Genomic DNA, 20,494 nt, shown 5'->3' with positions numbered 1-20,494 from the left:
GACCGATGTCGGTCAATCTTAACGAGATTGAGGAGGCTGAGGTCGAACTGGAGGAGTGGTTGGTCAAACAGGCCGAGAACGGCGTCCCGGAAATCGTTCTGATAGGACTCCTTCGGGACTATGCAGACGACATCGAACACCTCGGCTACGTGCCGCGGATGTGGGGTGAGTCAGAGCGATGAGACGAACCAACACCTTCGAGGTCGTCCCACAGTCGGAACAAGACGAGGCCGTCCTTCGCCGACTCCTCGATGCGTCAGCCAGCCTCTGGAACCAGCTGACGTATGCGCGCCGGCAGCAGTTCTTCGCCGGCGAGAGCGTCTGGGACTGTGCGGGCTACTACGACGAGTACGTCGACGTGTTGGGGTCGGCGACGACCCAGCAGGTCACCCGCGTCAACGACGCCGCCTGGCGGTCGTTCTTCGAGACGGTCGAGGAGGCCGACCAGGAGGTCAGTCCGCCCGGCTACTGGGGGAACCACGCCGACGGGCGCGACCTGCGGACCTACATTCGCAACGACGCCTACACGATCGACTGGAGCGAGCGCTCCCGGCTCGAAGTGCCCATCGGCAGCCAGCTCAAAGACGAGTACGGCTTCGGTCGGTTCGATCGGCTCCGGATTGCGGTTCGCGGTGCGCCACACTGGCAGGGCGAGCAGGGCCGTCTCCACCTCACCTACGACGACGTCGACGAGACGTACCGGGCTCACCAGCCGGTGACGGTCCCCGAGGGGGAACAGACGACGCCGACGGGGACGGACGTCGCCGCGCTCGATATCGGCGCGAACGTCCTCGTGGCGTGTACGACGACGGCCAGCGACCAGTACTGGTACAGCGGCCAAGAGCCGTTCCGGCAGTTCCGCGAGACGACCGAGCGTATCGCCGACGCCAAAGCGAAGCTCCCTGAGGGTCGAAACACGAGCAAGCGGATCCAGCGGCTCTATCGGAAGCGATCCCGCCGGCGCGACCACGCCGTGAACGCGCTCCTTCGTGATTTGGTCGAGCGACTCCACGACGACGGCGTCGAAACCATCTACCACGGCGATCTCACCGGCGTTCTCGGCGAGTACTGGTCGGTCGAGGCCAATCTCAAAGCGCGTACCTTCTGGGCGCATCGACAGTGTCTCGACCAACTTGCGAATGTCTGCGAGGAGTACGACATCGAGGTGGCGTCGACCTCTGAGGCGTGGACTTCTCAGACGTGTCCGGAGTGTGGTGAGCGCGAGCAGACCCGCCGGCATCGCGAGACGCTGCGGTGTCCGTGTGGCTTCGAGGGGCACGCCGACCTCGTCGCGTCGCGGACGCTGCTCGAACAGGCGACGAACACCGAGGTCAGGCCGACGGCACGGCCCGTGCGGTTCCAGTGGGACGACCACCAGTGGTACCCCGTTGAGGGGGACGTGGTGGCTCCCAAAGAATAGCGCACAGACCCGCAAGGTGCCGCCGTGGTGTCGCCGTGACGCCAGCGAGCGGACGCTCCGTGAACGCGGAGTGGATGTCGATCCGCTGGTCGCTCGCTTTTCCAGCTGCTAGCGCATTCAGTACCGCTCTTCTTGGGCGTTGTTTGGCCGGAATTCGGCAGTTGACCGAACGACTCAGCTGCGGTTTATTAAGCCGGCATTAGTCTCTCTCGGCTGACTGGTGTGGTACTCTACGGCTCGCACCGCTCGCCGCGTTCCGCCCTCCGCGTCGCTCGCGACCGACCATTCCGGGCGTGCGGACGCTCTCCGCACCGCCCGCGCCCGTTCCGGGCTAAAGTGCATGTGCCCTCGACGCCAGCGCTTCACCCGTTCGGGTCCTCCGGACCTCGGCAAAGCCGACCGCGACGGACGTGGTTGCGTCGCGGCGAACGGGGAATGCGCTGGCCGCTCGCTCCGGGCGGGTCGGCGCGCGGTGCTGGTTGGGGCCACCTCATGCAGGCGCGCTCTCGCTCGCGCCCGGTAGGGCGCTCGCGAAGGCGCGAGCGAGAGCGCGCAGATGGTTCTGTCGGTCGTTGTCGTCGGAAAACCGCGATGTAGGAGCATCGCGGTGTCGGCGCGTGAGCGCCTTCGGAACTTGGTGAAGTCCCAATGTCAAGTAACAGCTCTAGTAGCAAGGTCGTTACGGTGGATGAACAGGCATTCGAGAAAGCGGGCGGTCAGGCGGTCGATGAAGACGGCTTCCCGGTCGTCGACGAGACGCCGGAGTTCGAGGCGGGGGTCGAGCAGGAGACGCAGGCGAAGGTGGATGCGAACCACCCGGACGGGATCGCGGACACGAGCGAGGACCGGATTCACGGTGTCACCCTCGAACAGGAAGAGCGCATTCGGGCGCGTGAAGCCGAACTGGAGCGCATCAGTGCCCAGGCCGAACTTGGGACGCAGGACGGTCGCGAGCAGCGCACGCGGGAGGTCGCCGCGCAAGGGAGCACGAAGCGCCGGCGGGAGTTCCAGAAGCGGGCCGCAAGCGTGGACCCGATGGCCGACCCCGAACGAGAGGATCCCCGAGCGGAGCTCTCCCAGGATCAACTGGCGACGGTGAACACGGAGGCAGACCGACTCGCGACGCGGTTGGATGGCTGGTCGCGTGCGGCGATCAGTCGACGCCTGGCCGAAGCGGTCGTCGACGGCACGGACATGACGAGTGCGGTCGTGCGGGTGTTCGAGGAGTTGCAGACGGCCCCGGGGGGCACCGTGCCCATCGACGCTCTCGAGGACGTCGATCGCGGCACGGTCACGATCGAAGGTCGTGTGGAGACGCTCTGGGACAGTGATTCGCCGGCCATCCAACAAGTCGGGCTAATCGCGGACGAGAGCGGGCAAACGAAGGTGACAATCTGGAAGGCATCGGACGCGCCGTGGATCGAGGAAGGCGAGAAGGTGCGCATCCACGAAGCGGCCACGAACTGGTACGAGGGCCGGATCTCGGTGGCCGTGACGGGGTGGAGCATCATCCACTTCCCGGAGCGCGGTCGCTGGTGGGAAGCATAGCCAGTCGGAGCTGCCTTCTTTTTTGCTGTGTGCCGGACCGACCCAGACCCCACCGCCCCACCCTCCGCTCCGTGCTCGCTCCTACCGTCGCTGCGCGCGCAGCCACGACCTTACGCACCAGTCCAACATTTATCCGGGAAACCGCGGGAAGGGATGCGCGACCCGAGCGGGTTTATCGAGCCCCAGAGGGGTGCGGGCGCGACAACATCGCGCTCTTGAATCAACCATGTCCAATGATCCGCATGAGTACGTCTGTGAATTCTGTGGGGAAGACTTCGAAACAGGCAGCAAGAAAGCCGGACACATCTCGTGGTATCACCGGGATGATCGCCAAGAAGAGGAGTTGATAACCGAACTCCAACGGCTTGCGTCCGAGAAAGGGCGTCCGCCGGAAATGAGTGAGATGGACACCGAGGGAGAGTACTCGCGAAGTACGTATCTCAGCCACTTCGGAACATGGAATGACGCGCTACGGGCAGCAGATCTCGAGATCAGACGCCCCACAAACGTCCCGAAAGATCGGATTATCGAAGCCATCCAGGCGCTCGCCGACCAACTCGGCCACCCACCAACAGTCGATGAGATGAACGAGCACGGGAAGTACTCGCGGAAAACTGCCAGCAAGCGGTTTGGTAGCTGGAACGACGCCCTACGGAGTGCTGGATTCGAACCACACAACGAGGAAATCCCACGAGAAGACCTTCTTGCAGAGATTCATCGACTCACTGAGGAACTCGGTCACGTCCCAGCCATTGCTGATTTAGACGAACACGGACAGTACTCGATCAAGGGCTATCTTCGGGAGTTCGGTGGGTGGGATGCAGCAATCACGAGGGCAGGCTACGAGCCACATACCCCGTTTCGCGGCTCTGACCATCCGCGGTGGGTCGGTGGCAAAGAGCGGGATCGCTTGTGGTATGGGCCAAAATGGAATCAGCAGCGCGAACGAGCGGTACAACGAGATGGATTCGAGTGCCAGCGGCCGAACTGTGGCCACACACGGGCAAGCCACCGAAACCAGTACGGGCGCGACCTCCACGTACACCATATTGTCCCGCTGCGGTCATTCAGAAACGAAACCGGTGAGATTGACTATGAGCAAGCGAATGCACTCGATAATCTCGTCACGCTCTGCACCGAGCACCACGCTCGGTGGGAGCAAATCTCACCACTACAACCCGATGTTCGCCATTCATAGCCGGCTAATCACGTCAGCAATTTCCTTACCCGCGAGTCCACCGCCAACGGTTGATTAGGACGAATTCGTAGTCCGTGGTGTTTGTCCTACCCTCAGAGGAGTGGAGGGCGATGCAATTCGTTCTCTCAGACCCAGCTATGAGTGATCAGCAGACAACGACAAGTCGTGAGCGACTGCGAATGCATCTCGTGCAAGCACTGACTCGTACAGACTCAAACGACGTCCAGCAGCATCTGAAGGCTGCGCTGGAGGAATGGGAAAACTTGCCTCCGACACCGCTGCAAGAGTGTCCTCTCTGTGGAAAGGTCGGACTGCCAGAACGAATTCAACAGCATAAATGCGCGCCAAGGTAGGAACTCGAATCGACAACTCACAAGGTTTGTCAGACCTCCATAAGAAGTATTAGAGCCGTTCGAACGGTGAATATCACCATGTTCGTTTCTGAGTCACCCTTATGATACAGAGGTGACGATATACGATATGGACCGCAATTGGCTCCGGCAGAGTGTCCTCCCGTTCTTGCTGCTCGCGTATCCGCTCACATTCCTGTTCTTCCAAGGCGGCCAGTACTGCCAGCCGTTGTGCTTCGAGCCGACAGCAGTGGGCATGGTCACATTGTTCGGTGGCCTCCTCGTGTTGATGTTGGTTGCGGGTGGCCTCGTAACGCGCTTCAGATTCAATGAGCGAGGAGACACTCACCGGATCGCCCGCTGGTTTAAGTCTCCCCCACTTCTCGCTGGCGGGATACTCATGGGAGTGTTCGTCGGGTTTGTTGGCTTCGTAGCCCTCGATACGCTCTCGCTCTACGAAGCGGTCTGGAAGCCAATCGTTCTGCCCCTCAGTTTCCTGCTGTTTTTCCCGGTGTGGGTGCTCTATATGGCGTCGTTCCCCCTCGCTGTCCTGTTCTCAATAGCTGGCATCGAATCGTCCCCCCCTCGTGACAACAGTATTCCGCGGCATCGTGGTAGTCATCGGGTTCCCGCTCTCCGCCGTGGTTCAGACGCTGGTAGTCTCTGCAATGGTCGAGAGGCTTCAATCTGAAGCGATCGACTAGCACGTCTGAATCCACCAAAGCAGGCCAGTATATCGCCCCCGTTCCACGACGTGTTTATTAACCCCTGAATGGGTGAGGGGCTCGCTGTACTGGCGGGTTCCCTGAACACGGTGAGAACGATGGCAACCAGAGACATCTACGAAAGCGGATTCGACGAAGACGTCCGAACGGAATCGAGTGCGAACCAATGCCCCGAGTGCGACGGCCGGGTCACCACGAACGCGGTCGAAACGGTCTGCGAGGACTGTGGCCTGGTCATCGACGAACAGCGTATCGATCACGGGCCGGAGTGGCGGGCGTACGACGACGAGGAGCGCGAGCGAACGGGCGCTCCACTCACTGCGGCCCGCCACGATCGCGGCCTGTCGACGGAAATCGGTCGCGGCACCGACGCGAAGGGGAACGAGATCTCTGGGCAGAAGCGACGGCGACTCGCCCGGATGCGCCGTGAGCAGACCCGTGGGCGCTGGCGGTCGAAAGCGGAACGGAATCTCGCCCACGGATTGGGCGAAGTGCGTCGGTTGACGAGTGCCCTCGAACTCTCGGACTCGATCCGTGACCAGGCGTGTCAGCTCTTCCGGAGCGCTCAGAACGAGGATCTGCTTCGTGGCAGATCCATCGAGGCCATCGCCGCGGCCAGCGTCTACGGAGCCTGCCGGTGCAACGGCCGCTCGCGGTTGGTGGATGACGTCAGCGAGATGGCCCGCGTCGCGGAGTCACGGGTCACGAACGCGTACAAGACGCTGAACGAAGAGCTGGGCCTCCCCGCTGAGCCCGTCTCCCCCAGCATGTTCGTGCCGCGACTCGCCTCGGACCTCGAGTGTCCGGACGAGATCCGACAGCGTGCTCGAGCGCTCGCGGAACAGGCCGAGGAGCACGGCGTCACAACGGGCGTCCATCCGGCTGGGTTCGCCGCGGCCTGCCTCTACAAGGCCGGTCGCGAAGAGGGCCGATGGTTGACGCAATCCGAGGCTGCGGACGTGGCGAACGCCTCGAAGGCGACCGTCCGGGCACACCGGGATACGTTGGAGGAACAGGTCGCCTGAGGCAGCCCACTGTCTCTCCGTCTGTACTGCACATCGTTCTATCCACGCTACGATTTAAACACGAAGACGAGCCATGTTCTCTGTAGACTACTCTGTAAGCTAGCCCACCTAAAGAGGCGGACTTTCACCATGGACTCCCGCTCTAACCGAATCTGGTACGGGTTTGATCCCGTTCGCGTTCAGCATCCCGGTGTTCAAGCGCACGCCTACGGGTGCGCCTCCTTCGCCGCCAGTTTGGTTGCGAAGGAGTCGATAGCCGATGTTCTTCGCTGCGTTGTAGTCCGCGTGGTTCTCGTATCCACAGGATTGACAGCGGAAGGTGTCCTGCGACGGGCGGTTGTCCTCGTGGGTGAACCCACACGACGAGCACTGCCGGGACGTGTTCTTCGGGTTCACCTGTTCAACCTGAATCCCGCGTCCCTCGGCCTTGTACGAGACGTAGCCGTACAGCCGATTGAATGCCCACTCGTGGAACTTGCGGGCGTCGGGCATCCGATCACGGATATCCGTCAGGTCCTCGAAGGCGATTACCGTGCAACCACTCTCGCTCGCTTCAGCTATGATGTCGTTCGCGATACGGTGAAGATACTGCTCGAAGCGCCCAGCCTCCTTGCGTCCGACCGCTTGGACGTTCTCGTGGGCCCACCGTGAGCCACACTCCTGCAGCGACTTGCGGCGCTGGACGTATTCCGTTCGCCAGTGGTTGAGTTCGTCGGCAGACCAGAACGCGCCAGTCGAGGTGACGGCGATGTTCTCGATCCCGAGGTCCACACCGAGAACCGTTCCGTTCTCGGCCGGTTTGGGATCGTCCACGTCCGCCTTTGTTCGGACGTGGAGGTAGAAGTCACCACGACGGTAGTGGAGTGTTGCACCTGTCGTCTCCCACCCTTCAGAACGCAGGTACTTCGAGTGGGGCGTGTCACGGGTCTTGTCGGGCAAGACGTACTCGACGGTGACACGCCCATCGACAGTAGACATCACGGCGTGGTCGTCGTGGAACGTGGCGTTACGCTGGTTGTATTCGCAGAACGACGAGGAGAACGTCGGAAGCGAAGCGTACTCGCCGTTCTTCCACTCGGCGACGACGCTCTTGAGCGCGTCAACAGCACGGTTACGAGCCGATTGGACGTGGTTGCTGTGGAGTCGCGTCTGCTCGCGAACCTCATCGTAGGTCATCTCATGCAGGACGGACGAACGGGTTTCAGCCCACTCGCCGTCCCACGCGGAGTCCACGACGTAATTGGCCGCCCACAGGAACTCATCAATCGTCTCGTGGAGCAGGTCCGCCTGCTCATCGGTCACGTCGAGTTTGACCGGGACAGTTCGACGGACCTCCATACAACTCACAACTCGATCTATGCTTAAATGTATTAATATAGTCAGGTGGGGGATGCTGCCCTCCACCGGCAACGGCGGTAGCGTAGGCAAGCGAACACACTCCCTCCCTCAGCTGCGGGAATCGGTTTCCACAGGGTGGTATCTATGAACGGTCGTTACTCCGACTTTGAGGAACTGCGGCCGACCGGCGAGGCGTCCCACATTCCGGACACGAGGCTGGACGACGGGTGTGAGGGTGCCCCCCGGCGGCAACGCGTCGCGACGAGCGCTGGTGGCTACCCTGATGCGCCGACGGCCGCCGACGGCGAGTGCCGGTCGTGTGGGGCGGCAGTCCCAGACGGCCAGACGAAATGCCGGTTCTGTCTCACCAACCATCTCGGGAGTGGCGCCACTAGCACGAACGAGACAGCGTCGACGACGTTCCTCGGTATCGTCCACCTGATCGTCGAGTCGACCACGTTCTACGGCGCCGTGGCGAAGGGCGGCGCCGCAGCGAACCACCTCTCCGCCAACGAGGTGGAGCCGTCCGTCGACGACTACACGCTCATCTACGATCTCGACGAAGCACCGGCTCGCCAGCTGGTCGAGCAATGGCCCTTACTCCCCGACGCGGTACAGGTGTCGTCAGAGGAGGGAGAGCCGCTTCTCAGTGCCGCCCGTGACCGGACTGGGTGGCACGGGCAGGAAGCGTCGGAGCGTCAGGAGCAGGCCCCGACGCGGCTCTACGACCAGCGTGGGGACCGCATCCGCGACGCGTCGCGTCTCGACGCGGTCCTCGACGACGCCGACGACGCGGTGTGGCTGGTTCCAGCGATAGCGCTGACCGAATCCGCCGGCGAATCTGGGGCTGATCGGCAGGAGTCGTCGGTACCGACGACGCAGGAACTCGACTGTCAAAACTGTGGACAGGCGACCGACCATCGGTTCAAGACCCACGAGTCGGTCCCGGATGCGGCGTGGACGGGGCAACCGATCTGGGAGTGCCGGGTGTGTGGCTCTGCCCGCTACGGACCTAGTCTCGAGTAGGGCCAGTGTTGGGCCTCGATTAACCAACATCTCTGCAGGTGGCCCCGGGTTTCGTTGGTTAACAGTAATAGGAAGTACGATTTCCTTGTTCAGACTCGCAGCCGCTAACTGGTGTAAAATCGATAATTACAGATAGAATACTAATCGCTACGTGAGGGGATGGAGAGCAGTAGTTGAGGCTGGGTCACTCAATGCATATGATCCCAATTTTCCGCGCCCACTAATCAAGTTTATTTGTACTACATCAATTTAATTGGGTAAGCTTTATGTGGCAGTCCTCACCAGCAGATATTGCGGTCGAAGTCGAGAGACCCCACATCTGGGGGTTAAGACCCTGGAGGATTAAGTAGTGACAACTATGAACTGCCCGGACTGCGGGAACGAGCGAACACGCGTCATCGATACAGGGACCAGTGCCGACGGAACTTCCGTCCGACGGCGCCGCGAATGTCAACGCTGTTCGTTCCGCTTTACGACCTACGAACGTCCGGAGTGGGAGTCCCTCCAAGTGAAAAAACGCGACGGTACCATCGAATCGTTCGACCGACAGAAACTCCGCGCAGGGATCGAGCGAGCCGTTGAGAAGCGAGACGTGGCCGAGACAACAGTGACCGCTCTCGTCGACGATATCGAGAGCGAACTGCAAGATCGAGAGGCACGTATCGTCTCTTCGAGTCTTATCGGCGAACTCGTCTCTGAGAACCTCCGTACGCTCGATAAGGTAGCCTACATTCGATTTGTCTCCGTTTACAAAGCATTCTCTGAGCCACAGGAGTTCCTGAGAGAACTTGACGCAGTCTTGGATGCAGAACTCGATGACTTCGAAGCCTCGAACAGCGCACTATGACACAAACATACGCAGCTCAAACGAATGTTCGGTCAATCCTTGACCGGGCGAGCATGACCCACGTCCAGACGTACAGAGAACGACGGAAACAGAAACCAACCGACAGAGAACGATTCCTCCGGGGTACGTGCCAATGACTGAAAACAAAACCAAAGGCGGAGATCCGGAGACCGACATCTTCTCCGAACGAACACACCTAAAGCCGTACGAGTACCCCGACGTCCTCGAGTACAAAGACGCGATACGGAACAGCTACTGGGTTCACACAGAGTTCAACTTTTCAGGAGACGTTCAAGACTTCAAGGTCAACACGACTCCGGCCGAGAAAACCGTCATCAAGCGGACGATGCTGGCCATCGCGCAGATCGAGGTCCAGGTCAAGACCTTCTGGGCAGAAATCTACGACGAGATGCCCAAAGCGGAGATCGGGAACGTCGGCATGACCTTTGCGGAGAGCGAGGTCAGACACATGGACGCGTACAGCCATCTCCTCGACATCTTGGGGATCACGGAGGACTTCGAGGAGGTGACTGAGGTCCCCGCAATCGAGGAGCGGATCGACTACCTCGACGAGTACCTCGAGAAGAGCGAGAGCGACGACAAACAGGAGTACGTGATGAGTCTCCTGCTGTTCTCCACGTTCGTCGAGCACGTCTCGCTGTTCTCGCAGTTCCTCATCATGACGAGCTTCGACAAACACGAAAAGAAATTCAAGGGGATCGCGAACGCCGTCGAAGCGACCAGCAAGGAGGAGCAGATTCACGGACTGTTCGGTGTCGAACTCGTGGAGACGATTCGCGAGGAGAATCCGGACCTCTTCGACGAGGACTTCGATGAAGAGGTCCAAGCAGCCTGTCAGCAGGCGTTCGAGGCAGAGATGAAGATACTGGACTGGATCTTCAGTGAGGGCGAACTGGAGTTCCTTCCCCGGGCGCACGTCGACGCGTTCCTGCGGGACCGGTTCAACCAGAGCCTCAAGAACATCGGTGTCGAGCCGATCTTCGAGCCGGACGATGACCTGCTCGAGGAGACACGGTGGTTCGATGAAGACATCATGATGACAAAGGATAACGACTTCTTCAGCAAGCGGTCGACCACGTACAACAAGCACGCACAGAGCGTCACCGCGGAGGATATGTTCTAACGATGGCACAAACAGAACCAGCACTCGACGAGGTCAACCAGCAGCACGAGGAACCATTCTACTGGCTGAACGAGGACAGCCGGGCGTTCCTCGACGACGGGTACCTGATCGAGGGCGTCACGGCCGAGGAGCGGGTCAGGGAGATCGCAGAGCGGGCCGAGGAGATCCTGGACGACGACGGCTTCGCGGACAAGTTCTACGACTACATGAGTCGGGGCTTCTACAGCCTCGCGAGTCCGGTGTGGGCGAACTTCGGTCTGGACCGAGGCCTGCCCATCAGCTGCTTCGGGAGCTACATGGAGGACAACATGGAGAGCATCCTCTACACGCAGGCCGAAGTGGGCGAGATGACCAAGCTGGGCGGCGGGACCAGCGGGTACTTCGGCGAGATCCGGCCCCGAGGCAGCCCGATCACGAACAACGGCAAGAGCAACGGGAGCTACAGCTTCACCGAGCTGTTCGACACGATCATCAACGTCGTCAGCCAGGGCGAGACGCGGCGCGGCCAGTTCGCGGGGTACATCGACGTTGAACACGACGACCTAGACGAGTGGCTCAACATCAAGACCGAGGGCGACCCCGTACAGGACATCTACTACGGCGTCATCATCGGTGACGATTGGTTCCGGGCGATGGTCGATGGCGACGAGGAGAAGCGAGAGACGTGGGCAGAGATCATAGAGACGCGGATTAACATCGGTGTCCCGTATATCATCTTCCGGGACAACATGAATGACGGGAAGCCACAGGTCTACAAGGACAGGGGCTACGAGATCAACGGCTCCAACCTGTGTACCGAGATCGCGCTGCCAGCCACGCCAAACGAGAGTTTCGTCTGTTGTCTCTCGTCGATGAACGCGCTCCACTACGACGAGTGGAAGGATACCGACGCAGTAGAGACGCTGACGCGGTTCCTCGACGCCGTCATGGAGGAGTTCATCCAAGAGGCGGAGGGGACGCAGTTCATGGAACGCCCAGTACGGTTTGCGAAACGGCACAGGGCGATCGGCATCGGCGTCCTCGGCTGGCACAGCTACCTCCAGAGCGAGATGATTCCGTTCGACAGTATGGAGGCCATGGAGAAAAACGAGGCAATCTTCCGCACGATCAAGGAGCGAAGTTACGAGGAGAGTCGTCGGCTCGCCGACGAGTTCGGCGAGCCGGAGGTGCTCGAGGGCTACGGTCGCCGGAACGCGACGACGATGAGCGTGGCCCCGACGAAATCCAGCAGTGTCATCCTGGGGCAGGTCAGTCCGAGCATCGAACCGCTGAAATCGAACTACTTCGTCCGCGACGGTGCGAAGCTGAAGTCGACGCAGAAGAACCGGTTCCTCGAGGCGATACTGAAAGAGCGAGGCAGAGACGAGCGCGAGGTTTGGGACAGCATCGCACAGAACGACGGGAGCGTGCAACACCTCGACTGCCTGACCGACGAGGAGAAGGAGGTGTTCAAAACCTTCGCCGAGATCCCACAGATGGCGATCATCAACCAGGCAGCGCAGCGGCAGAAACATATCGATCAGGCACAGAGCCTGAACGTCTCGATCGATCCGAGCGAAGTGAGCGTCAAGGAGATCAACCAACTCTACATCGAGGCTTGGAAGAAAGGGGTGAAGAGTCTCTACTACCAACACAGCGTGAACGCCGCACAGAAGTTCAGCCGAGACATCCTCGAATGCAAGGCCTGTGAGAGCTGATCTCCCATCGGCCGGTATGATAGAGCGGTTAATGTAAACTACGCACACCTATTTACCAGACGTTCCAGACCGGTTTTAGAATGAAGAAAGAGTGCTTTGACCTACTGCTAAGAGCGTGATCTCCTGCAAGCCCGACGCCAGTCTCGATAGGGAGTCTCTCCGCGCCGGCGAGCGGTGAGGCGCTTCCGATGGAGCAAGAGTTCAAACAGGGCTACCGGATGCATCGGATACTCAGCAATCTCGACCGACTCGACGTCGACCGATTGGACGACGCGGATCGAGAGCGAGTCGAGACCGCGAGAGACCTCCTGGAAGAGGTGAGCCTTCTCACGCGGCCGGGCGACGGAGCCGGGGCGGACGCCCACGCAGATTCCTAACTGGCGTCGCCGACCACGACCAGGGGGGCACCTCTCGCGTCGGTTTATCGCCCCCGACAGGGGTGCGGGGGCGACCCCGTGAAGTCCAGACATGGCGACACTGCAAGCTGCGACGACGTCGACTGGCGCGATCGTATCGGATCCGCAGGCAGTCCGCGAGCTCTGTGAGAGCTACTGCTTCGGGACGCTCGACTGGGAGGTGACCGAAGACGGAGAGCTCACCATCTGGGGGTACGACGACTTCGAGGTGTACGAGGCGCGGGAGAACGGCCTCCCGGACTACGAGGGGGGCATCGTGACCCACGAATTCCTGCGAGAACTCGCCGACCACCTCGAAGCCGACGAAGAGTTCGATATCCAGACGGCGGGGTTCACCAAGTGCCGCTTCCCAGTCCTGGCGAAGCGGTACGTCGTTCGCGACGGCGAAGTCCTCCACGCGGACCTCAGTTCCCCCGACCCGATCGACGAGTAGCATTAGTTTCCGATACTGTTTCTTTATTTAGAGTGAGAGCTGAAACAGCTGGTCAGTACAGAGCATAGATGCATCAGAGCCGCCACTACAGGGACGTGAGCAAACGGAGTGAAAACGATCTCCGGCATTTATATTGGATTAATTAACATTTGCGGCGTCTTTCCACTGGTTCATAATGTCGTTGCTAAGACGGCCAGAGTCGTACTGGAAGCGTTTCCCCGTTTGGACGCCTTCGGCGACCTCTTTTACGTCATCGGCATAATCCGGGTCCCAGCCTTTTTCAGCGACTAACCAGGCTCTGATTGCTTCAGGATCGAAGCTGATGCCGTTGCTATGGAGGGTTTTGAAGATCTCGATACAGGTAGCACGATCTGACGAATGCGTGATCCCAGTCGAGGTGTTGACCAATGCATCGAGCGTGTCGACAGCTTCCTTGGCGACCGGATTATCGATTTCTGGTGCATCGCCACTCGCATCTGATTGGAGTGCTGACGCGCCCCAGGTATCGATCCAGAACTGGACGGTGTCCTTCGACCAAGGCACGACGAGCACATCGGTCACACCATACATTCCGTCAATCTTGTCCAGCAGGTCTTTGTCTGGGTAGATAGCAAGGACAGGACCGCTTTGCCACCCCGATGGATCAATCCGTTTCGTCATCAGCTGGATCTCTGCTTCACCGACGCCGACCGGCTTCTTTTTATTCAACGCCTTTGCTGCCTGGTCACCGATCACAGTAGATACGACACCGTCCAGCTGCTTTTTCGTGTTTACTGCCAAGACAGCATCTCGTTTCTCTTCATGCTGCTCACCGAGCTGTTGCACCCACGCGAAGGCCAGTTCGACAGCCTCCTCATTTGGCCCCTCGGAATCGATGAACCAAGATGTCCTGTCGTTTTGACTCATAATTCGGTACTTCTCAGCAACTCTTGAAAAATCAGGTGGGTATGTCTGATTGAGGCTGATCTCCTACGACTTATAATACTGGTCTGTGAATACTTGCAGTGATAGGATGTCGGTTGGGCAGTACGTGACTGAGCGGTTCATCGGGAAGCTCATCCTTGCCTGGCTTGCTGCCTTGATTCTCGCAGGGATCGGAACCGTCTATACACCTTTTTCGCTCGTGGAGATTGCTGGTGTGATCGGTATGTTAGGCACTCTGGGTATTCTAGCGATCCAAGTCCACAACACGTCGAACAATAGAGTCGAGCCGGAGGACGCTGGCGAGTACGTGGACGGGACTGATCGGTCCGATACCAGTGACGATGTGGTGAATGGGGATGGAGATGGGACATCGACGGAGCATGACGTAGGTGCGACAGAGGGGTTATCGGCGACCGAGCGGCGGGTCCAGAATGAATTGATCCGTGAGTCATATCGTAGGTTTACAGAGCAGCCGTTTACGTTCTGGCCGAGTCCACAAGGTGAACGGCTACGCAGCTATCTCAACGATGAATTCGAGGACGTTGATGAGGACGTGATCGATAAGGTGTGGCGGTTCTCAAAGGATGATGGGTTCTTCAAGCGGCGGCCAGGGAAGCGGTCACTGACGATTACACCGACGACGCTGTGGCGAGCAAAAGAGTTGGGTGAGGAACTCTTGTTGGATGACGCGGTTCAGGATGAAATCCTGGACGTGTTACTCCAGTCATACCGATCGGATCCTACCTATCCACGGGTTGATCGTGACGAGTTGATTGAGGCAGTGGGCCGGTCGTCAGACGTCGTGGATCATAACCTCTGGTTGCTCCGAGAGAAAGGATACGTCGAGACACAAGCCTACATCAATTCGAGTGACGGCGGGTACAGTGAGGCGGAGATCACCAAGCTCGGGCGGCAGGTCAGTCAGTAACCCACTTCAGTTGAATTGACGTTCAAGGAACCGCTGAGCCGCAGTCTGAGACATAACTTCCCACGATGGGAAATCCGTGTGCTCGTCGACATAGGTATCGAACTCATCCTCCGGGATGGCCTCGAAATCGTCCTCGTCCTCAACATCCCATTGACTTGCCTCAAGCAACGCTTCGAAAGAGTCGAATTCTGTGTACAGCTGCATGAACTCCTCTGTGAACAATTGCTCGAACGGGATCTCATTCTGCTCGTTCATCCGGAGCCCTGACTGCTCCTCTAACGCCTTCTCTGTGTTCTTCTTGAACTCGCCGGCGTCAATATCCATACACGCATTTACACTGACTTCGTTCAAATAACTAAGCAATTCTACTTACCGATTTAGCCGCCCCGATTTCACTACTCATCCCGAATAAAGAAGCCTCGATAGCAACTACTGGTAGCGTTGTTCGTCCCCCGGGAGGGGTGCGGGGCGATCCAGTCGCGGTCGCCCAGTGAGGTGATTGTTCGATGGGACACCGCGCACTCGTTGCGTACGAACGCACGGACGGACAGTACACACTCCACTACAGCCATTGGGGTGCAGCGAACCTGAAGCTCAAGCACCGAATCTCTGCTGAGTCGCCGTTCGGTGGCGACGACACCGACTCCAAGTGGGCGAAACAGCTCCTCGCAGAGCTTGCCGATGGCCTCGAGGCAGATGCGGTCGACGCCTACCTCGCCGGCGAGGATCGACCGTCGACGGTCGTCGAGCCGAAGCCCCGCGCCACCGGGCTCACCCTCGACGAGATCGTCGCTGACCATCTCGACTACCTCCACCATGAGGCGTTCTTCGTGGTGTCGACGACGTTCGAGGTGACCGCCTATCGGACGCTGTGGTTCGGGCTCCAGTACGACTCGGAGACGGTCGGGAACGGCGCGCTCGCGACGGTGCGCTGGTACGACGGCGAGCCGGTCGGCGACGGCCACCTCCAGGGCCAGTTCGCGGCCCTCAAAGACGTCGTCGGCGATATGCTCGACAAGGGCGTCTTCACGCCGTCGACGGCGAGACAGTACCTGAAACGGAAGCTGGCCGAGCGAGTCGGCGACCGACAGGAGCTGCTCATTCCGACCGGAGAGTCACCCTTCGAGAAGGCGAGCCTGAACCACTTCTAGTTCGATCTGCTTCGTGGCAGGTCCTGTTTTTCAGGGGTCAGAATGGGTGAGCCCCGCCATAGGCTCGTGATTCGATGACCTCAGACGACGACCCGTTTCACGACTGCGAATTGGATCCCGAGGCGATCCTCGGGACACACACCTTCGAAGACGTCCTATTCACCGACGAGACGGAAACTCCGGTGAACGTGCTCACCGGCGAGACACCGGCACATTCGCAAGCAACCGTCGAGGAAGCGAAGGAGTTCACTGCGAGTATCGACACGGAGACGCCCCAAATCGCGCTCCCCGCATCCGTCGAGTCGCAGGTCGAAACACAGAGCAAGCCCTACACGGCGGCCGCATTCTTCCACTTCAAGGCGACTGGCTCGCTCGAACGCCACCGTGCTTACCACGCCGCTTGCGAGGCGGACACGTTCATGGTCGACTTCGAGGCTGACTACGAATCGGGCGACCTGACCATCACTGTCGAACGAACGGACGAAGCCTGAGAATCCGCCGTCACGAGCAGGTTTTTCGAGCGCCGGCGATGGGTGCCGGCGCAGCTGGAGCGAGCAATGACCCCCGGTGCGTCGGCGTTTCGAGGTGTTCGAGATGCATATAGTGATATACGCACTCGTAGAGGCATCGACGCACGACGACGCGCTGGCCACCGGAAAGTCGGTGTTCGACCGCCTGGTCGGCGCGGACCCACACGCCGGCGCCGTCTTCGACTACTACGTCACGTTCGACGAGGAGGACACGTCCGTTGCGGGGAAGGCGCGATGGGGTGAGCTCCCAACTGCAGCCCCCGTCGACTCTGATGACGGCGAAGACCTCCTCGAGCGTGGCTGGGAGGCGACGAAGGAGGAATTCGAGCGTAATCTCGACCGGGTGAAAGAGGCCATCGAGGAGCTCTCCGACGAGGAGATCATGCGCGACGAGGACCTCGCCCGGCATGCCTTCCACCAGGTCGGTGCGTACGACGGCCCGACGATCTTCCTGTACACCGAACGCGGAACCGGCATTCGCCACCGTGGACAGCTGGATCGACTCCTCGAGGAGAGTGAAGAGCTCTGGATCGTACCCGCTGACGTCCACTTCTGAATAATGCCTCGCATCACCAACTGGCGACGCGAGAGCCGCTCGCCGACGCTTGCGTATCGGAACACCGAGACCGGGGCGCGAGCCGTCCTGCATCGAGCCCCGGACTCCTACCGGTACAAGTGGCGCGGGGCAATCCTCGTGGACGGCTACCCGGTGTGGTCACGTGGGTACGAGACGAAGGACGCGACGTCGTTCCGTGACGAACTCCGGGAGCGGCCGGTCCCGGACCTCAGCTGCCCGGAGTGTCCGAACAACGACGTTCGCGTCGGCGAGAAGGCAGCAGACGGGGCGAAAATCCAGCGATGGTACGACTGCCCCGACTGTGGGTACGAAGCCCCCTCACGCATCGTCTATGGCGCCGAACGGTGAGTGAGTGAGCGGTGGGCGCTGTTTTTCGGCCGGGCACGAGGTGGTGGCCCGGTACGACCGGGTGAGTCAACCAATGAGTCTCGAAGTACTTGACCGACACAGCGGGGCACTATTCGAGTTCCTCTGGTGTCCCGTCTGCGGGCAGGAGGTCTTCACCCACATCCCCTTCGAGGGGGTGTTCTGCAAGAACTGCAACACCCAGGTCGAACTCCAAGAATCCCGAGAGACACGCGGCTACGAGGAGGCCGTGCTCGCCTGCTTCGATTCTACCACGACCTGGAACCTCCACGTCGACGAGAAACTGCGTCGCGACCTGCCCGATCGATCGGCGCGCGTGAAAATCCTCGGCGCACCGGGCGCCTACGAGGTCGATTGGTGGAGTCCAGAGCCGGATGAGGACTGGCAGCCGGTCGAACGTGGCGAATTCGACGACGTTGAGGAGTCAGACGAGGTGGCGCATCTCGCGTAGTATCTACCAATAAATCCCAATTGGTTTGATTTCAAACTCCACATCCTCGTCATTCTGGACCTGGTCTTCCTCTCCCGTTATAGTCTCCCAGAGCAATTCGGCTTTATCGTCACTATCTACATCGGCATCAAGTTCCTCTAATACATGTTCTACCTCATCACGAGCCTCAGTATAGTCCTCAAACTCGCTATCAGCTGTAACGTCATCCGAAGCGAATGTTGTAAGGTCAGAATCCTCAAGAGAATATCCTCGGGTTTCGAGACCCGATTGCAGATCAGATAATAGCTCTTCGAGATTCTTCTCAACATCAATTGACACCTCTGATTTTCCGCCCTCTTTTTCTAAGTTCAGCAGGGCAGTTTTTAATGCCATATTTACCTGTCTTGCTTGATCAGGGAAATGGTCCTCAAGAACTCGCGTGAGTCTAAGAGGGGTCCAATCCACCTCATTTGAGATCACGCGCCCATATATTGTAAACTCCGTATTGTCGGAAAACACTGTTAATGGGTCGTCCCAAAGGGAGTCGCGATTGAGATACGCTACGATAGAAATTGGCTTACCTTCTTCAGCAGAGTCGAGATTATGTATATGTTGAATATGGCCCTCTACTATCCTGTAGTTGGCGGCATCAATCTTTACTGGAACCTGATTGCCAAATAGTGAAGAGAGGAACCCCGAAACAGCGTCAAGCTCCTCACGTGGAATATCCTCAATAGACTCTTGCAGTTCCTCAATATCCTCAAACGTATTAGTCATGTATTCAAGTATTTTGAAAACTCTATACGACTCAGCTACATTTACATAGCCATCCAATTCGATGATTTCACTTCTCGTAACTTCCTCAACCTCCAGCCCTTCCTCAGAAGGGAGAAGAAGCTGATTTTGTCGTGATTCATAGAGTTCATCAAATCGGGATTGAATTACGGACTTCTGGATAGTTTCAGAGCCACTCCTCTCCAGAGTTTCCGACTCATTGATTCGATTATAGCCGGTCCCTTTGTACGAGAGGCCTTTATTACTCTTCCCGAGCTCTCGGTTTACGGACTCTGAACGAGTGATTAGGCTCTCAGTGATCTCGCCCTCCAAAGAGGCCAGTAAACTCACAACGCTTGTTTCATCAAGATATATGAATTCGCGAAGTGGTTCAGGTTCATCATCACTCTCCTCAGAGAATCTCGATTTAATCCAATCTATCACACCCATATCATTCACCTGTTGCTTCAACAGCCCGAAGGAGGTCATCTTGAGTTACAAGATCCCCTTCTCGCCTAATCGATATTGTGACGGCACGGCTAATGACCCCCGATAAGTCTGCTCCAGTCCATCCTTCTGTAGATTGGGCAAGTAATTCTAAGTCAACAGATTCGCTGAAATCGACATCCTTAGTGATTTTTTCGATGATCTCTTTTCTCTCAGGTTGTGCCGGTTTCGAGAATTCGATTTTCCGATCAAAGCGTCCTGGTCGAATGATGGCAGGATCAACCTCATCAAGGGCATTGGTTGCACCAATTACGACAACATCATTCAGTGGTTCGAATCCATCCAGCTCTGTGAGAAGTTGGGCAACTATTTTGCGCTGAAACTGTTTTGTATCTCCTCGATCTGGAGCAATACTGTCCACTTCGTCCATAAAGATGATAGCACGTTCTTGTTCTTTGGCATGTGAAAATATTTCTCGTATAATATCTTCTGTTTCTCCATACCATTTGTTGATGATCTCCGGTCCATTGACGAGATAGATACTAGATTCTGTTTCTTTAGCTACAGCCTTAGCGAGCAGGGTCTTTCCCGTCCCTGGAGGTCCGTGGAAAAGTATTCCTGTGTCAGGTTTGACCCCATGCTTCTCAAACCTATTTATATCATTATCAGACTCTCGCAGTGGTATCTCGACGACGTCCTTTACCTCTTCTATCGTCTCTGTTAATCCCCCGACATCATCGTACCCTGAATCAACCTCACTAATCTCCCCAGGTTCTTTTAAATACGATTCTGCTCTGCTCTTCTCTTCAAACCGGTCTTCTATTCCCTTTGGCGCAACCGCTTCACTTGAGATTGTTGAGGTTATCATACCTCCATAGATCTTAACCGTCTCACCACTCTCTGGATTTTCAGAATCAAGAGAGTCACATATTTCTACACGACTATTTCGCTCAACGAGGTACTCGCTTTCGCTGACACGCTCTCGAATAATACCGACAGAAGGGGATGCCCGCCCAATTGCGTCAGCCGCCGCTCTTCGGTCTTGAGTAATCCAGACTTCAACTAGGTCACCAACCGATCTATCACCTTCAGTATTATCTTCAACAACAACTTCCTGTCCCCCAATCTGTACCTTTAGCGTATCCTCAGTAGGACTCGTCGATCTAACGGGGGCAAAGTGGATATCCATACTCGGCTTCT

Annotated in this window: 23 protein-coding genes; 18 read left to right on the top strand and 5 right to left on the bottom strand. The window is 58.3% G+C overall.

Annotated elements, in window-relative coordinates; genetic code table 11:
• Positions 1-5: 5 nt before the first annotated feature.
• The 6 genes from ACNSN4_RS16280 (at position 6) to ACNSN4_RS16255 (ending at position 6,266) form a co-directional block, all read left to right on the top strand.
• Positions 6-182 (top strand): hypothetical protein, encoded by a 177-nt coding sequence (locus ACNSN4_RS16280; protein WP_172863986.1) that lies wholly within the window; start codon positions 6-8, stop codon positions 180-182.
• Entirely contained in the window at positions 179-1,420 is a 1,242-nt protein-coding gene (locus tag ACNSN4_RS16275) for an RNA-guided endonuclease InsQ/TnpB family protein (protein ID WP_418286887.1), read from the top strand. Before ACNSN4_RS16280 ends, ACNSN4_RS16275 begins: the two co-directional genes overlap by 4 nt.
• Positions 1,421-2,068: 648 nt before the next feature.
• Positions 2,069-2,968, top strand: coding sequence for a DNA-binding protein (locus ACNSN4_RS16270; RefSeq protein ID WP_418286886.1), 900 nt, complete (start codon positions 2,069-2,071; stop codon positions 2,966-2,968).
• Between the two features lie 226 nt (positions 2,969-3,194).
• Positions 3,195-4,166, top strand: coding sequence for a homing endonuclease associated repeat-containing protein (locus ACNSN4_RS16265; protein ID WP_418286885.1), 972 nt, complete (start codon positions 3,195-3,197; stop codon positions 4,164-4,166).
• 480 nt (positions 4,167-4,646) lie between these two features.
• The gene (locus ACNSN4_RS16260) at positions 4,647-5,207 is read left to right on the top strand and encodes a hypothetical protein (protein ID WP_418286884.1); all 561 of its coding nucleotides are present in this window, start codon (positions 4,647-4,649) and stop codon (positions 5,205-5,207) included.
• Positions 5,208-5,339: 132 nt separating this feature from the next.
• Positions 5,340-6,266, top strand: a complete 927-nt coding sequence (locus ACNSN4_RS16255) for a transcription initiation factor IIB (protein WP_418286883.1) — start codon at positions 5,340-5,342, stop codon at positions 6,264-6,266.
• Between the two features lie 108 nt (positions 6,267-6,374).
• On the opposite strand, the gene ACNSN4_RS16250 is transcribed toward ACNSN4_RS16255, so the two are convergent.
• A complete protein-coding gene (locus ACNSN4_RS16250) occupies positions 6,375-7,604 on the bottom strand; it encodes an RNA-guided endonuclease InsQ/TnpB family protein (protein WP_418286882.1) in 1,230 nt (409 codons plus the stop codon).
• A gap of 144 nt (positions 7,605-7,748) precedes the next feature.
• Here ACNSN4_RS16250 and ACNSN4_RS16245 point away from each other — a divergent pair, with 144 nt between their 5' ends.
• The 6 genes from ACNSN4_RS16245 (at position 7,749) to ACNSN4_RS16220 (ending at position 13,167) form a co-directional block, all read left to right on the top strand.
• Complete coding sequence (locus ACNSN4_RS16245) at positions 7,749-8,630, top strand: biosurfactant protein 1 (RefSeq protein WP_418286881.1); 882 nt, start codon at positions 7,749-7,751, stop codon at positions 8,628-8,630.
• A gap of 358 nt (positions 8,631-8,988) precedes the next feature.
• Positions 8,989-9,477 carry a transcriptional regulator NrdR gene (gene nrdR / locus ACNSN4_RS16240; RefSeq protein WP_074879646.1) on the top strand — a complete coding sequence of 163 codons (489 nt, stop codon included), beginning with the start codon at positions 8,989-8,991 and terminating at the stop codon, positions 9,475-9,477.
• Positions 9,478-9,610: 133 nt separating this feature from the next.
• A complete protein-coding gene (locus ACNSN4_RS16235) occupies positions 9,611-10,621 on the top strand; it encodes a ribonucleotide-diphosphate reductase subunit beta (RefSeq protein ID WP_418286880.1) in 1,011 nt (336 codons plus the stop codon).
• A gap of 2 nt (positions 10,622-10,623) precedes the next feature.
• Positions 10,624-12,318, top strand: coding sequence for a ribonucleoside-diphosphate reductase subunit alpha (locus ACNSN4_RS16230; protein ID WP_418286879.1), 1,695 nt, complete (start codon positions 10,624-10,626; stop codon positions 12,316-12,318).
• A 188-nt stretch (positions 12,319-12,506) separates the two neighbouring features.
• On the top strand, positions 12,507-12,695 hold the full coding sequence (locus ACNSN4_RS16225; RefSeq protein ID WP_284063846.1) for a DUF8012 family protein: 189 nt from the start codon (positions 12,507-12,509) through the stop codon (positions 12,693-12,695).
• 91 nt (positions 12,696-12,786) lie between these two features.
• Positions 12,787-13,167: a hypothetical protein gene (locus ACNSN4_RS16220; RefSeq protein ID WP_026046123.1), complete on the top strand. Its 381-nt coding sequence runs from the start codon at positions 12,787-12,789 to the stop codon at positions 13,165-13,167.
• Positions 13,168-13,305: 138 nt separating this feature from the next.
• On the opposite strand, the gene ACNSN4_RS16215 is transcribed toward ACNSN4_RS16220, so the two are convergent.
• Positions 13,306-14,073 carry a DUF1889 family protein gene (locus ACNSN4_RS16215; RefSeq protein ID WP_089649930.1) on the bottom strand — a complete coding sequence of 256 codons (768 nt, stop codon included), beginning with the start codon at positions 14,071-14,073 and terminating at the stop codon, positions 13,306-13,308.
• Positions 14,074-14,179: 106 nt separating this feature from the next.
• Here ACNSN4_RS16215 and ACNSN4_RS16210 point away from each other — a divergent pair, with 106 nt between their 5' ends.
• Positions 14,180-15,019, top strand: coding sequence for a hypothetical protein (locus ACNSN4_RS16210; protein WP_418286878.1), 840 nt, complete (start codon positions 14,180-14,182; stop codon positions 15,017-15,019).
• 6 nt (positions 15,020-15,025) lie between these two features.
• On the opposite strand, the gene ACNSN4_RS16205 is transcribed toward ACNSN4_RS16210, so the two are convergent.
• Entirely contained in the window at positions 15,026-15,343 is a 318-nt protein-coding gene (locus ACNSN4_RS16205) for a hypothetical protein (protein WP_284063848.1), read from the bottom strand.
• 182 nt (positions 15,344-15,525) lie between these two features.
• Here ACNSN4_RS16205 and ACNSN4_RS16200 point away from each other — a divergent pair, with 182 nt between their 5' ends.
• From ACNSN4_RS16200 to ACNSN4_RS16180, 5 genes are all read left to right on the top strand, one after another.
• Positions 15,526-16,170, top strand: coding sequence for a DUF6735 family protein (locus ACNSN4_RS16200; RefSeq protein ID WP_418286877.1), 645 nt, complete (start codon positions 15,526-15,528; stop codon positions 16,168-16,170).
• Positions 16,171-16,244: 74 nt separating this feature from the next.
• Positions 16,245-16,661, top strand: a complete 417-nt coding sequence (locus tag ACNSN4_RS16195) for a DUF8025 family protein (RefSeq protein ID WP_418286876.1) — start codon at positions 16,245-16,247, stop codon at positions 16,659-16,661.
• A gap of 103 nt (positions 16,662-16,764) precedes the next feature.
• Positions 16,765-17,256, top strand: a complete 492-nt coding sequence (locus ACNSN4_RS16190; RefSeq protein WP_418286927.1) for a DUF7995 family protein — start codon at positions 16,765-16,767, stop codon at positions 17,254-17,256.
• 3 nt (positions 17,257-17,259) lie between these two features.
• Positions 17,260-17,625: a DUF7568 family protein gene (locus ACNSN4_RS16185; RefSeq protein WP_145843646.1), complete on the top strand. Its 366-nt coding sequence runs from the start codon at positions 17,260-17,262 to the stop codon at positions 17,623-17,625.
• A 73-nt stretch (positions 17,626-17,698) separates the two neighbouring features.
• Positions 17,699-18,094 carry a DUF7567 family protein gene (locus ACNSN4_RS16180; RefSeq protein WP_418286875.1) on the top strand — a complete coding sequence of 132 codons (396 nt, stop codon included), beginning with the start codon at positions 17,699-17,701 and terminating at the stop codon, positions 18,092-18,094.
• A 3-nt stretch (positions 18,095-18,097) separates the two neighbouring features.
• On the opposite strand, the gene ACNSN4_RS16175 is transcribed toward ACNSN4_RS16180, so the two are convergent.
• Together ACNSN4_RS16175 and ACNSN4_RS16170 are read right to left on the bottom strand one after the other, a co-directional pair.
• Positions 18,098-19,336 (bottom strand): DUF6414 family protein, encoded by a 1,239-nt coding sequence (locus ACNSN4_RS16175; protein ID WP_418286874.1) that lies wholly within the window; start codon positions 19,334-19,336, stop codon positions 18,098-18,100.
• A complete protein-coding gene (locus ACNSN4_RS16170; RefSeq protein ID WP_418286873.1) occupies positions 19,299-20,483 on the bottom strand; it encodes an AAA family ATPase in 1,185 nt (394 codons plus the stop codon). Before ACNSN4_RS16170 ends, ACNSN4_RS16175 begins: the two co-directional genes overlap by 38 nt.
• Positions 20,484-20,494 lie beyond the last annotated feature (11 nt).

The organism is Halorubrum marinum (assembly GCF_048381195.1).
Classification (GTDB): domain Archaea; phylum Halobacteriota; class Halobacteria; order Halobacteriales; family Haloferacaceae; genus Halorubrum.
Note: the sequence above shows the minus strand (reverse complement) of the source record. Positions and strands in the feature narration are given on the sequence as shown.

What these genes read in the sequence shown, in the direction of transcription:
- ACNSN4_RS16255 (WP_418286883.1), top strand. Translation starts at nt 5,340, where the DNA reads ATGGCAACCAGAGACATCTACGAAAGCGGATTCGACGAAGACGTCCGA.
- ACNSN4_RS16175 (WP_418286874.1), bottom strand. Translation starts at nt 19,336, where the DNA reads ATGACCTCCTTCGGGCTGTTGAAGCAACAGGTGAATGATATGGGTGTG.
- ACNSN4_RS16245 (WP_418286881.1), top strand. Translation starts at nt 7,749, where the DNA reads ATGAACGGTCGTTACTCCGACTTTGAGGAACTGCGGCCGACCGGCGAG.
- ACNSN4_RS16205 (WP_284063848.1), bottom strand. Translation starts at nt 15,343, where the DNA reads ATGGATATTGACGCCGGCGAGTTCAAGAAGAACACAGAGAAGGCGTTA.
- ACNSN4_RS16180 (WP_418286875.1), top strand. Translation starts at nt 17,699, where the DNA reads ATGAGTCTCGAAGTACTTGACCGACACAGCGGGGCACTATTCGAGTTC.
- ACNSN4_RS16185 (WP_145843646.1), top strand. Translation starts at nt 17,260, where the DNA reads ATGCCTCGCATCACCAACTGGCGACGCGAGAGCCGCTCGCCGACGCTT.
- ACNSN4_RS16235 (WP_418286880.1), top strand. Translation starts at nt 9,611, where the DNA reads ATGACTGAAAACAAAACCAAAGGCGGAGATCCGGAGACCGACATCTTC.
- ACNSN4_RS16225 (WP_284063846.1), top strand. Translation starts at nt 12,507, where the DNA reads ATGGAGCAAGAGTTCAAACAGGGCTACCGGATGCATCGGATACTCAGC.
- ACNSN4_RS16260 (WP_418286884.1), top strand. Translation starts at nt 4,647, where the DNA reads ATGGACCGCAATTGGCTCCGGCAGAGTGTCCTCCCGTTCTTGCTGCTC.
- ACNSN4_RS16220 (WP_026046123.1), top strand. Translation starts at nt 12,787, where the DNA reads ATGGCGACACTGCAAGCTGCGACGACGTCGACTGGCGCGATCGTATCG.
- ACNSN4_RS16230 (WP_418286879.1), top strand. Translation starts at nt 10,624, where the DNA reads ATGGCACAAACAGAACCAGCACTCGACGAGGTCAACCAGCAGCACGAG.
- ACNSN4_RS16215 (WP_089649930.1), bottom strand. Translation starts at nt 14,073, where the DNA reads ATGAGTCAAAACGACAGGACATCTTGGTTCATCGATTCCGAGGGGCCA.
- ACNSN4_RS16265 (WP_418286885.1), top strand. Translation starts at nt 3,195, where the DNA reads ATGTCCAATGATCCGCATGAGTACGTCTGTGAATTCTGTGGGGAAGAC.
- ACNSN4_RS16190 (WP_418286927.1), top strand. Translation starts at nt 16,765, where the DNA reads ATGCATATAGTGATATACGCACTCGTAGAGGCATCGACGCACGACGAC.
- ACNSN4_RS16170 (WP_418286873.1), bottom strand. Translation starts at nt 20,483, where the DNA reads ATGGATATCCACTTTGCCCCCGTTAGATCGACGAGTCCTACTGAGGAT.
- ACNSN4_RS16250 (WP_418286882.1), bottom strand. Translation starts at nt 7,604, where the DNA reads ATGGAGGTCCGTCGAACTGTCCCGGTCAAACTCGACGTGACCGATGAG.
- ACNSN4_RS16270 (WP_418286886.1), top strand. Translation starts at nt 2,069, where the DNA reads ATGTCAAGTAACAGCTCTAGTAGCAAGGTCGTTACGGTGGATGAACAG.
- ACNSN4_RS16195 (WP_418286876.1), top strand. Translation starts at nt 16,245, where the DNA reads ATGACCTCAGACGACGACCCGTTTCACGACTGCGAATTGGATCCCGAG.
- ACNSN4_RS16280 (WP_172863986.1), top strand. Translation starts at nt 6, where the DNA reads ATGTCGGTCAATCTTAACGAGATTGAGGAGGCTGAGGTCGAACTGGAG.
- ACNSN4_RS16200 (WP_418286877.1), top strand. Translation starts at nt 15,526, where the DNA reads ATGGGACACCGCGCACTCGTTGCGTACGAACGCACGGACGGACAGTAC.
- nrdR (WP_074879646.1), top strand. Translation starts at nt 8,989, where the DNA reads ATGAACTGCCCGGACTGCGGGAACGAGCGAACACGCGTCATCGATACA.
- ACNSN4_RS16275 (WP_418286887.1), top strand. Translation starts at nt 179, where the DNA reads ATGAGACGAACCAACACCTTCGAGGTCGTCCCACAGTCGGAACAAGAC.
- ACNSN4_RS16210 (WP_418286878.1), top strand. Translation starts at nt 14,180, where the DNA reads ATGTCGGTTGGGCAGTACGTGACTGAGCGGTTCATCGGGAAGCTCATC.